This is a genomic window from Blastococcus atacamensis (assembly GCF_002938425.1).
Classification (GTDB): Bacteria; Actinomycetota; Actinomycetes; order Mycobacteriales; family Geodermatophilaceae; genus Blastococcus; species Blastococcus atacamensis.
Genome location: NZ_POQU01000107.1, coordinates 1 through 10,614 on the forward strand (window position 1 = coordinate 1; position 10,614 = coordinate 10,614).

Annotated in this window: 11 protein-coding genes; 8 read left to right on the plus strand and 3 right to left on the minus strand. The window is 72.7% G+C overall.

What is annotated here, in order from left to right; translation table 11 throughout:
* The 5 genes from C5508_RS17690 to C5508_RS17710 all read left to right on the plus strand — a co-directional run.
* Positions 1-412: DnaJ C-terminal domain-containing protein (locus C5508_RS17690; protein WP_332872203.1), on the plus strand; the 412-nt coding region annotated here is incomplete at its 5' end.
* Entirely contained in the window at positions 409-858 is a 450-nt protein-coding gene (locus tag C5508_RS17695) for a heat shock protein transcriptional repressor HspR (RefSeq protein ID WP_104526246.1), read from the plus strand. The genes C5508_RS17690 and C5508_RS17695, both read left to right, overlap by 4 nt.
* A gap of 11 nt (positions 859-869) precedes the next feature.
* Positions 870-1,346: a MarR family winged helix-turn-helix transcriptional regulator gene (locus C5508_RS17700; RefSeq protein ID WP_104526247.1), complete on the plus strand. Its 477-nt coding sequence runs from the start codon at positions 870-872 to the stop codon at positions 1,344-1,346.
* Positions 1,347-1,445: 99 nt separating this feature from the next.
* A complete protein-coding gene (locus C5508_RS17705) occupies positions 1,446-1,928 on the plus strand; it encodes a MarR family winged helix-turn-helix transcriptional regulator (RefSeq protein ID WP_104526248.1) in 483 nt (160 codons plus the stop codon).
* Between the two features lie 47 nt (positions 1,929-1,975).
* Complete coding sequence (locus tag C5508_RS17710) at positions 1,976-3,571, plus strand: DHA2 family efflux MFS transporter permease subunit (protein ID WP_232797260.1); 1,596 nt, start codon at positions 1,976-1,978, stop codon at positions 3,569-3,571.
* A gap of 91 nt (positions 3,572-3,662) precedes the next feature.
* On the opposite strand, the gene C5508_RS17715 is transcribed toward C5508_RS17710, so the two are convergent.
* Both C5508_RS17715 and C5508_RS17720 read right to left on the minus strand, forming a co-directional pair.
* Complete coding sequence (locus tag C5508_RS17715; protein WP_104526249.1) at positions 3,663-4,100, minus strand: OsmC family protein; 438 nt, start codon at positions 4,098-4,100, stop codon at positions 3,663-3,665.
* Positions 4,101-4,202: 102 nt separating this feature from the next.
* Entirely contained in the window at positions 4,203-4,655 is a 453-nt protein-coding gene (locus tag C5508_RS17720; RefSeq protein WP_104526250.1) for a MarR family winged helix-turn-helix transcriptional regulator, read from the minus strand.
* 223 nt (positions 4,656-4,878) lie between these two features.
* Here C5508_RS17720 and clpB point away from each other — a divergent pair, with 223 nt between their 5' ends.
* Positions 4,879-7,461, plus strand: coding sequence for an ATP-dependent chaperone ClpB (gene clpB / locus C5508_RS17725; protein ID WP_104526251.1), 2,583 nt, complete (start codon positions 4,879-4,881; stop codon positions 7,459-7,461).
* A gap of 102 nt (positions 7,462-7,563) precedes the next feature.
* Positions 7,564-8,301, plus strand: a complete 738-nt coding sequence (locus tag C5508_RS17730) for a hypothetical protein (protein WP_104526252.1) — start codon at positions 7,564-7,566, stop codon at positions 8,299-8,301.
* 17 nt (positions 8,302-8,318) lie between these two features.
* On the opposite strand, the gene C5508_RS17735 is transcribed toward C5508_RS17730, so the two are convergent.
* Positions 8,319-8,780 carry a hypothetical protein gene (locus C5508_RS17735; RefSeq protein ID WP_104526253.1) on the minus strand — a complete coding sequence of 154 codons (462 nt, stop codon included), beginning with the start codon at positions 8,778-8,780 and terminating at the stop codon, positions 8,319-8,321.
* A gap of 111 nt (positions 8,781-8,891) precedes the next feature.
* Here C5508_RS17735 and C5508_RS17740 point away from each other — a divergent pair, with 111 nt between their 5' ends.
* Positions 8,892-10,574 carry a molybdopterin-dependent oxidoreductase gene (locus C5508_RS17740; protein ID WP_198598162.1) on the plus strand — a complete coding sequence of 561 codons (1,683 nt, stop codon included), beginning with the start codon at positions 8,892-8,894 and terminating at the stop codon, positions 10,572-10,574.
* The last annotated feature ends 40 nt before the right edge of the window (positions 10,575-10,614 follow it).

Here is a 10,614-nt window from a genome sequence, read left to right on the forward strand (position 1 = left end):
TCTACATGTATCTTTTCGTGGGAAGTGTCAGAGTTGTATAAGAGGAAGTGTATTGGTCGTCCACGTGGCCGAGCACGCGCTGTTCGGCCGCAAGGGTGACGACCTGACGCTGACGGTCCCGATCACCTTCGCCGAGGCCGCGCTCGGAGCGACGGTGACCGTGCCGACGCTCGACGGCGCGGTCTCGCTCAAGGTGCCCGCCGGCACGGCGAGCGGGCGCACGCTGCGGGTGCGCGGGCGTGGCGTGCCCGGGAAGCTCCGCTCCGGCGACCTGCTGGTCACCGTGGAGATCGCCGTGCCGGTCCGGCTGACGCCCGACCAGCGGAAGGTCGTCGAGACGCTGGCCGAGAAGATGGACGAGGACCCGCGCCCGCAGATCACGGCGGCGGTGACGGCCGGGGGCCAGCGGTGAGCCGCCCGTTCGACCCCGCGCAGGACACCGTTCGCGCCGTCGCGGAGGACGCACCGGTGTTCGTGATCTCGGTCGCCGCGGAGCTGGCCGGGATGCACGCGCAGACGCTGCGCCAGTACGACCGGCTCGGGCTGGTGAGCCCGGGCCGGACGGCCGGGGGAGGCCGCCGCTACAGCCCGCGGGACGTCGCGCTGCTGCGCGAGGTCCAGCGGTTGTCGCAGGAGGACGGCGTCAACCTGGCCGGGATCAAGCGGATCATCGACCTCGAGTCGCAGGTCGAGGCGCTGCGGTCCCGCGTGCACGAGCTGCTCGAGGAGCTGCAGCACTCGGAGAACCGCCGCATGGCGGCCGAGGCGGCGGTTCCGGCGGCGTACCGGGCGGAGCTGGTGCCGCTGCGCCGGCCGAGTTCGGCCCTCGTGGTCTGGCGGCCGGGCGCCGGACGGTGAATGCTCCTCCGGTGGACGCGCACGAGGCCTACGTGGCCCTGGAACGGGAGATCGGTCTCCTGCTGCGTCGGTCGCGGGCCATCTCGGCCCGGCTGGCCCGCGAACTGCACCCCGACCTGGACGGCGCCGCGTACGGCCTGTTGGCCCTGCTCCAGGACGCCGGACCGCTGCGGGCCAGCGACCTGGTCGCCCGGCTGGGGCTGGACAAGAGCACCGTCAGCCGGCAGGTCTCCAGTCTCGTGGAGCTCGGGCTGGTGGACCGCGCCGCCGATCCCGACGACGGCCGCGCCCAGGTGCTGACGCCCTCCCGTGAGGGGGCGACCCGGCTCAGCCGGATCCGGGACGCGCGTCGTGCCCGCTGGGAGGACGACCTCTCCGGCTGGGCTACCGACGACGTGGCCACGCTCGCCGGCCTGCTCGGCCGGTTGAACCGGCTCGGCGAGGTCCGCGAGGGCGAGGCGGCGGCAGGGGAGTCGGTCGCCCGCTGACGGCGTGTGACCGTCGACACGCCGACGGTCCGTTGTAGACCGCAACCATCCAAGAGTATGGTTGCGGTCTGCAAGCGTTGATCGTCAGCAAGGATCGCCATGCCTCTCGCCCCGGAGACCCGGGACCGCCTCACCGAGAGCCTCGCCCGGCTCGTCCGGAGCGGACGGCACCTCAGCACGCGTGCAGCGACGTCCCTGCACGGCGACCTGCCGTCCTTCGGCTGGCCGCTGCTGCTGCCCCTCGAGCAGGACGGCGACCTGCGCTGCAGTGCCCTCGCCCTCCGCGCGGGCATCGACGTGTCCGTCGCCAGCCGGCAGGTCGCCGCGCTGGAGCGTGCCGGGTACGTGCAGCGCCGGCCCGATCCGCTCGACGGTCGGGCCAGCCTGCTCCGGATCACGGCCCGGGGCCTGGAGGCCCTGTCCACCTCCCGTGCCCTGCGCTCGGAGTGGGCCGCCACCGCGCTGGCCGACTGGGACGACGACGACGCGCAGCACGTCGCCAACCTGCTCGACCGGCTGCTCGCCGACGTGGAGCGGGCCAGCGCCTCGCCGGCTCCCACCGAACGGGCGGTCGCCGGATGACCGCGCACCGCACCGAACCTTCCGCCGCACCGCCCGTCAGGAGTTCCATGAGCACCACCGCCGCACCCCCCGCCGTCGTCTCACCGGTCGAGCAGCAGGGGCAGATGACGCACCGGGAGATCCTCTCGGCGCTGTCGGGAATGCTCCTCGCGATGTTCGTGGCGTTCCTGTCCTCGACCGTCGTCTCGAACGCCCTGCCCACGATCATCACCGACCTGCGCGGCACGCAGAGCCAGTACACCTGGGTGGTCACCGCGACCCTGCTGGCGTCGACCGCCTCGACCCCCATCTGGGGCAAGCTCGCCGACCTGTTCAGCAAGAAGCTGCTGATCCAGCTCTCGATCGTCATCTTCGTCGTGGGCTCGATGCTGGCCGGGCTGTCCCAGTCGGTGGAGACCCTCATCGCCTGGCGGGTGCTGCAGGGCCTGGGCCTGGGCGGACTGCAGGCGCTGGTCCAGATCGCGATGGCCGCGATGATCAGCCCGCGCGAGCGTGGCCGGTACTCGGGCCTGCTCGGCGGCGTGATGGCCGTGGCGACCGTCGGCGGCCCGCTGCTCGGCGGCCTGCTGGTCGACACCAGCTGGCTCGGGTGGCGCTGGTGCTTCTACGTCGGCGTCCCCTTCGGGATCGTCGCCCTCGTGCTGCTGCAGCGCACCCTGCACCTGCCGGTGACCAAGCGGACGGTGCACATCGACTACCTGGGTGCCGCGTTCCTCACCGCCGGTGTCTCGGCGCTGCTGATCTGGGTCACCCTCGCCGGGGACAGCTTCGACTGGGCTTCCACCGAGACCGCACTGTTCCTCGCCGGCGGCATCGCCGCGGTGACCGCCTTCGTCGTCACCGAGCTCAAGGCGAAGGAGCCGATCGTCCCGCTGCGGCTCTTCCGCGACCGGACGACGACGCTGGCGATCATCGCCAGCATCGCGATCGGTGTCGCCATGTTCGGGTCGTCGGTGTTCCTGGGCCAGTACCTGCAGATCTCGCGTGGCTACTCCCCGACCGCGGCCGGTCTGCTGACCATCCCGATGGTCGCCGGGCTGCTCCTGTCCTCGACGGTCTCCGGCATACTGATCACCAGGACCGGCCGGTGGAAGCGCTTCCTGGTCGCCGGGTCGGTGCTCGTGGTCGTCGGCTTCGGACTGCTGTCCCTCGTCGACCACGAGACGAACATGGTCCTGCTCAGCGCCTTCCTGTTCGTCCTCGGCGTCGGCATCGGCATGACCATGCAGAACCTCGTGCTGGCCGTGCAGAACACCGTGGCGGCCACGGACCTGGGCGCGGCGAGCTCCGCGGTGGCCTTCTTCCGCAGCCTCGGCGGCACGATCGGCGTCTCGGTCCTGGGCGCCGTCCTGTCCACGCGCGTCGGCACGCTGATCACCACCGGCCTGGCCGACGTGCCCGGTGCCGGCCAGGCCGCCGGCTCCGGGGACATCGGGCTGGCGAACCTGGCCGACGCGCCGCCGGCGATCCAGACGCTGATCCGGGTCTCCTACGGCGACGCGACCGGCCGCATCTTCCTCATCTCCGCGGTCATCGCCGTGGTCGCGATGGCAGCGATCGTGCTGATCCACGAGATCGCGCTGAGCACCCGCAGCGGCGAGGAGCGGATGCGCGACGAGGACGTGCCGCCCGTCGCCCCGTAACGAGTACGACGATGACGAAGGCCCGGTCCCCGTGCGGGGGCCGGGCCTTCGTCATCGCCCGGGCCCCCTGCTGGGGGCCCGGAGGGCGGGCTCACTGCTCCAGCGAGGCGTCCAGGGTGATCTCCGTACCGGTGAGGGCCTTGCTGACCGGGCAGCCGACCTTGGCCGCCTGCGCCGCCTTCTCGAAGCCGGCGGCGTCGAGGCCGTCGACCTCGCCGCGGACCGTCAGCGTGATGCCGGTGATCGCGGGAGCGCCGTCCTTCTGGCCCAGCGTCACGTCGGCGGAGATGTCCAGCGACTGCGGGGTTCCGCCCGCCTTGCCGATCTCGCTGGACAGGGCCATCGCGAAGCACGCGGAGTGGGCCGCCGCGATGAGCTCCTCGGGGCTCGTCGTCCCATCGGCTTCGTCGGCCGTCCGCTTGGGGAAGGACACCTCGTAGGTGCCGATCTTGGAGCTGGAGAGCTCCACCTGTCCGGAGCCCTCCTGGAGGGTGCCGTTCCAGGCGGTGCGAGCGCTGCGAGTGGGCATGCTGCCTCTTCCGTGGCCGTGGCCGCCCACTGCTCGGGCGGCGCCGTGACCAGCTCCTACCCGGATCGGTTGCGCACTACCGTCCGGTGGCGGATGTCGCGCTCAGGCCCCGGCGGTGCCGGTGACGCGCTGGGTGAGCAGTCGCAGCCGGGTCTTGAGGTCGTCGAACTCCGAGATGTCGAAGCCGATGGCGCCGATCATCTCCTCGGAGATGGCGATCGCCTTGTCCTGCAGGGCGCGGCCCGCGTCGGTGAGGGCGATGGAGACCGAGCGCTCGTCCTCCACCCGCCGGTGCCGGCTGACCAGGCCCGCGGCGGTGAGCCGTTTCAACAGCGGGGACAGCGTGCCGCTGTCCAGGGCCAGGCGGTTGCCGAGCTGGCCGACGGTCTGGTTGTCGGTCTCCCAGAGCAGCAGCATGACGAGGTACTGCGGGTAGGTCAGCCCGATGGCGTCGAGCATGGGTCGGTACCGCGCGGTGACGGCCCGGGAGGCGGCGTACAGCGCGAAGCACAGCTGGTCGTCGAGCGCCACGCTCGGCGCCGGCAGGGCGGTCATTCCCGCAGTCTAAGGCGCACCGGCTCCAGGACCAGCACTCTCGGGTCCCTTTCTCGTCCGGTCGGGTCACGGGCGGCTGACGGCGGGCACCCTGTGCGCGCGGCCCGCGAGCTGGCAGAGTTGAGCGGAACAGACTCAACCCGACCGTCGTTGGACGGTGCGTACGACGCCGCCCCTGCCCGCGGGCGGCGATCACGACCGATGAGAGGACGTGCGTCAGAGCATGGAGAGCAAGCTCACGACCCGTTCGCAGGAGGCCGTCGCCGGCGCCCAGCGCCTCGCCGTCGGCCGGGGTCAGGCGGCCCTGGAGCCGCTGCACCTGCTGGTCGCCCTGCTGGAGCAGACCGACGGCATCGCCGGCCCCTTGTTGACCGCGGTCGGAGCCGACCCCGTCGACGTCCGCAGCAAGGCCGACGCCGCGCTGCGCCGGATGCCGAGCGTCAGCGGGGCGACGGTGTCCGCCCCCGCGCCGTCGCGGGAGTTCCTGCGGGTGATCAACGCCGCGGGCGAGCAGGCGAGCGCTCTCGGGGACGAGTACGTCTCCACCGAGCACCTGCTGGTCGGGCTGGCCGGCTCCGAGGGTGAGGCCGGGACCGTGCTCGCGAGCGCGGGCGCCACCCGCGATGCGCTCGTGGCCGCCTTCCGCACCGTCCGCGGCAACCGCAAGGTCACCACGGCCGACCCGGAGAGCACCTTCCAGGCGCTCTCGAAGTACGCCGTCGACCTCACCGAGCGCGCCCGCGAGGGCAAGATCGACCCGGTCATCGGCCGGGACACCGAGATCCGCCGCGTCGTGCAGGTGCTCTCCCGTCGCACGAAGAACAACCCGGTCCTCATCGGCGAGCCCGGCGTCGGGAAGACGGCGATCGTCGAGGGGCTGGCCCAGCGCATGGTCGCCGGTGACGTGCCGGAGAGCCTCAAGGGCAAGCGGCTCATGGCGCTGGACCTGGGTGCGATGGTGGCCGGGGCCAAGTACCGCGGCGAGTTCGAGGAGCGGCTCAAGGCCGTGCTCCAGGAGATCACCGAGGCGGAGGGCCAGGTCGTCACCTTCATCGACGAGCTGCACACGCTCGTCGGCGCCGGGGCCACCGGGGACTCGTCGATGGACGCGGGCAACATGATCAAGCCCATGCTCGCTCGCGGTGAGCTCCGCATGGTCGGGGCCACGACGCTCGACGAGTACCGCGAGCACATCGAGAAGGACCCGGCCCTCGAGCGCCGCTTCCAGCAGGTCTTCGTCGGCGAGCCCTCCGTCGAGGACACGATCGGCATCCTGCGCGGGCTCAAGGAACGCTATGAGGTGCACCACGGCGTCCGGATCACCGACACCGCGATCGTCGCCGCCGCGACGCTGTCGGACCGGTACGTCACGTCGCGCTTCCTGCCCGACAAGGCGATCGACCTCGTCGACGAGGCGGCCAGCAGGCTGCGCATGGAGATCGACAGCCGTCCCGTCGAGGTGGACGAGGTCGAGCGCGCCGTGCGCCGCATGGAGATCGAGGAGATGGCGCTCTCCAAGGAGGACGACGAGTCCTCCCTCGCCCGCCTCGCCACGCTCCGCGAGGAGCTGGCCAACCGGCGCCAGGAGCTGGCCGAGCTCACCTTCCGCTGGCAGCAGGACAAGACCGCCATCGAGCGGATCCAGCGGATCAAGGAGGAGCTCGAGCACGTCCGCCTGGAGGCGGAGCGGGCGGAACGGGACGGCGACCTCGCCCGGGCGGCCGAGCTGCGCTACGGCCGGCTGCCCGAGCTGGAGCGGTCGCTCACCTCGGCCGAGGACTCGGTCGCGTCCGGCGACTCGATGCTCAAGGAGGAGGTCGGCCCCGACGACATCGCCGAGGTCGTCCAGGCGTGGACCGGCATCCCCGCCGGCCGGCTGCTCGAGGGGGAGACCCAGAAGCTGCTGCGCATGGAGGACGGGCTCGCCGGCCGGGTGGTCGGCCAGCCCGATGCCGTCCGGGCCGTGTCCGACGCCGTCCGCCGGGCGCGGTCCGGCGTCGCGGACCCCGACCGCCCCACCGGGTCGTTCCTGTTCCTCGGCCCGACCGGCGTCGGCAAGACCGAGCTGGCCAAGGCGCTGGCGGAGTTCCTGTTCGACGACGACCGGGCCATGGTCCGCATCGACATGAGCGAGTACTCCGAGAAGCACTCGGTCGCCCGCCTCGTCGGGGCGCCCCCGGGATACGTCGGCTACGAGGCCGGGGGCCAGCTCACCGAGGCGGTGCGGCGCCGTCCGTACACAGTCGTCCTGCTGGACGAGGTGGAGAAGGCGCACCCGGACGTCTTCGACGTCCTCCTGCAGGTCCTCGACGACGGCCGGCTGACCGACGGCCAAGGCCGGACGGTGGACTTCCGCAACACCATCCTGATCCTGACCTCGAACCTGGGGTCGCAGATCATCGCCGACCAGTCGATCCCGGAGGCGGCCCGCCGGGGTGCGGTGCTGGAGGTGGTCCGGTCGCACTTCAAGCCGGAGTTCCTCAACCGGCTCGACGACGTCGTGGTGTTCCGGGCCCTGGGCAGCGAGGAGCTCACCGGGATCGTGGACATCCAGGTGGGTGTCCTGGCCCGCAGGCTCGCCGCCCGTCGGCTCACGCTCACCGTCACCGACGCAGCCCGCGAGTGGCTGGCGCTGAACGGGTTCGACCCCGTCTACGGCGCCCGGCCGCTGCGCCGGCTGGTGCAGTCGGCGATCGGTGACCAACTGGCGAAGGCGCTGCTGGCCGGCGAGATCCGGGACGGCGACGAGGTCGTCGTCGACTGGCCGGCCGGCGACGCGGAGAGCCTGAGCGTCACCTGCGCATGAGCGGCGGCCCACCGATGGGGCGGGGGGCCGGTCGCGTCCCCGCTGGTTCGTGCTCGGTGGGTCGGCGATGATCACGGCACGGGGACGACGAGCGGAGGCGGAATGACGGCGGGGCCGGGCGACCAGCACGACCAGGAGCAACCGCAGGAGGGCCGGCAGGGTGGGCCGCCCGCGTGGCCGTCGGCGCCGCCCGCCCAGCCGGGCCGGCCCCCGTACGGCCAGCCCCAGCCCGGGCAGACCCCGCACGGGCAGCAGACTCCCTACGGTCAGCCTCCGCCGTACCCGCAGAACCCGTACGCCTACCCCGTCGCGCCGCAGGCACCGACGGGCTGGAGCGGCCCGGTGCCCGAGCCCATGGAGCGGCCGGTGACGGTGCGCGCCGGCCTGGGTTCCTACCTGGCCGCGCTCTTCCTCGGTGCGATCGCGACGATCGCGATGCTGGTGGAGTTCGACCAGGTCCTAGCGTGGACCGACGACCAGGCCGGGGCCTCGCTGGAGGACACCGGGCTGGAGGGGGTCGACCCCGCGCGCCTTGCAGAGCTGATCCTGCGGGCGAGCCTCATCGGGTCGCTGGTGGTGGCCGCCCTGCAGCTGGTGTTCGTCTGGTTCGCCTGGCGCGGTCACAACTGGGCCCGGATCGTGCTGTGGGTCTTCGCCGGCCTGTCCCTGGTCGCCGCTCCGGCGGGTGCGGCCGGCAGGGGCGGACCTATGCCGTTCGTGACCACGCTGGGCTGGTTCCAGACCACGCTCCTCCTGGCCGCCGTCGTGCTGTTGGCGCTCAAGCCGTCCAACGACTGGTTCCGCCTCCGGAAGTGGCAGCGGGCCACCGGGCAGGGCTGAGTGGAGCCCGGGGGCGCTCAGCCGGTGCTGGACGCGAGCCAGTCCCGAGTCGGCCGGGCCATCAGGCTCGCGGCAGCCGAGACGGCCAGCACGAGCTGCAGCAGTGAGATCGGGCTGACGCCGCCGGCGGTCAGCATCGAGGAGAGCATCAGCACGGCCAGGACCGCGGCTGCCAGCAGCCCGGTCCACCGTCCCCACGAGCGGCCGCGCTCGACGGCGACCGCCGACACCGCGTAGGTCGCGCCGAGCACGAGCGACGAGGTCAGGTTGACGAGCACGAACTGCTCGGCGGCCGAGCGGTCGAGCCCCGCGGTGGTGAGGGCCTGCACCACTCCGTCGCGTCCGAAGAACGTGAGCGCCGCGTAGAGCAGGAGCAGCGCCGCGAGCGCCGCCAGGAGGCCGATCGCGACGCGGACCGACGGCGGCTTCTGCGAGGGGCTGGCGGGGTCGGCGGGACGGGGGGCTGGAGTGGCCGGCACCTGCCCAGCCTGGCAGATCGGCCCGCGTCTCCGGCCGCGCCCCCAGGGGGCGTCAGGACGTCCGCAGAAAAGTTGCGCACCAGGTGAATCCGATCCCCTCCCGGTGCGCGAATGCCAGTCGTGACCATGACCGAGCGGGACCCGCTAGCCGCCACCGGTGGTGGTGCCCCGAGCACCGGCGTCCGGCGGGTGCTGGCCGCGCTGGCCGGCCTGCTCGCCGCCGCCGTGGCGCTCGGTGTGGCCGAACTCGTCGCGGCGCTCGTCGGGCCCGCCTCCTCGCCGGTGGTGGCGGTCGGCAACGCGGCGATCACGCTCACGCCCGAGCCGGTCAAGGCCTTCGCCATCCGGACGTTCGGGGAGAACGACAAGATCGCCCTGATCGTCGGCACCCTGGTCGTCATCGCGCTGTACGCCCTGGTGATCGGGCTCCTGGGGCTCCGCAGCCGCCGACTGGGCGTTCTCGGGATCCTGCTCTTCGGGCTGGTGGGCGTCGTCGCGGCCGTGACCCGGCCCGCCGGCGGCATCCTCTACGGCCTGCCCGCGCTGGTCGGCGCGCTGGTCGGCGCCGTCGCGCTGCTCGCGCTACTCCCCCCGCTGCAGACCCCGGTCCCGGCCGAGGACCCGGTCGCGGTCGACCCTCCGACCGGGACCTCGCCGCAGCACGGCCTGGCCGGGCGGGTCCGCGACGCGCTCGGCGCCGGTGACCGCAAGGGCTCCGGCATGGACCGGCGCCGGTTCTTCCTGACCAGCGGCGTGGCCGTCGGTGTGGCAGCCGTGGCCGGCGGCGGGGGCCGCCTCCTGCAGCAGCGCTTCGACGTCGCCGGCGAGCGGGGCGATCTCGCGCTGCCCCGCCCGGCCTCGCCCGCCCCGGCGCTGCCCGTCGGCGCCGACCTGGCACGCCGTGTCGAGGGCCTCACCCCACTGGTCACCCGCAACGCGGAGTTCTACCGGGTGGACACCGCGATCACCGTTCCGCAGATCCGCCCGTCCGACTACCAGCTGACGCTCACCGGCAAGTTCGACTCACCGACGTCGTACACGCTGCAGGACCTCCTCGACCGCGACGACATCATCGAGCGGGACATCACGCTCACCTGCGTCTCGAACGAGGTCGGTGGCCGGCTGGCCGGCACCGCCCGGTGGCTGGGCGTGCCGCTGGGTGCCTTCCTCCGCGAGAACGGCATCCGGGACGACAGCAACCAGCTGGTCTGCACGTCGTCGGACGGCATGACCATCGGCGCGCCGACGCGCTCGGCCCTCGACGTCGAGGACGCGATGTTGGCCTTCGGCATGAACGGCGAGCCGCTGCCGGTGGAGCACGGCTTCCCGGTGCGGATGCTGATCCCCGGTCTCTACGGCTACGTCTCCGCCTGCAAGTGGCTCACCCGGATCGACGCGACGACCTTCGACGCCTTCGACCCGTACTGGGTGCAGCGCGACTGGGCCGCCGAGGCGCCGATCAAGGTCTTCAGCCGCATCGACACCCCGGCGCCGCTGCGGGCCTTCCCGCCCGGCCGTCGCGCGATCGCCGGGGTGGCCTGGGCCCAGACCCGCGGCATCGCCCGCGTGGAGGTCAAGGTCGACGAGGAGGACTGGGCCGAGGCCGAGCTCTCCCCCGAGGTCGACGCCGACCTGTGGCGCCAGTGGGTACTGCCCTATGACTTCGCCGCCGGCCAGCACTCCCTCACCGTCCGGGCGACCAGTTCCGACGGCGAGACGCAGACCGAGCAGCGGGCCGCTCCCTTCCCGAACGGTGCCAGCGGATGGCACTCGGTGCGGGTGATCGTCCGCTGATCGACGGCCCGGTTCCGCACCGAGTGCCATCCGCTGGCAC